Origin of the sequence: Tritonibacter sp. SIMBA_163 (genome assembly GCF_046535935.1) — a bacterium.
Taxonomy (GTDB): domain Bacteria; phylum Pseudomonadota; class Alphaproteobacteria; order Rhodobacterales; family Rhodobacteraceae; genus Epibacterium; species Epibacterium scottomollicae.
The window spans coordinates 1-258 of sequence record NZ_JAWJBP010000749.1 but is presented as its reverse complement, the minus strand read 5'-3'; the positions used below and the strand labels follow the sequence as shown (position 1 = coordinate 258).

Genomic DNA, 258 nt, shown 5'->3' with positions numbered 1-258 from the left:
GTGATAGGCCGGCTGCCGCGATAAAGCCGGCATAAGCGGTCGTCTTTAAAATGGTGTTTTTATCTTCGACGCCTTTCGCGCGGATAGACTGGATAATGACGATCCCGAAAACCAGCGCCGCGATTGCGTCCATCGTCAAATATCCCTGCAGGAAGCTTTCAAAAAACGCTTCCGTGCCATAATTCCCGACAGGCGCACCGATTGGCCCCATAGGTGTCAGGAAACTTTTAACGGCCAGAAAACCGATGACGACAATCA

1 protein-coding gene is annotated in these 258 nt (G+C 51.6%); it reads right to left on the bottom strand.

Translation table 11 applies throughout. The features are described 5' to 3' along the window. On the bottom strand, positions 1–258 hold a 258-nt coding region (locus R0J92_RS24315), incomplete at both ends, for a branched-chain amino acid transport system II carrier protein (protein ID WP_411053569.1).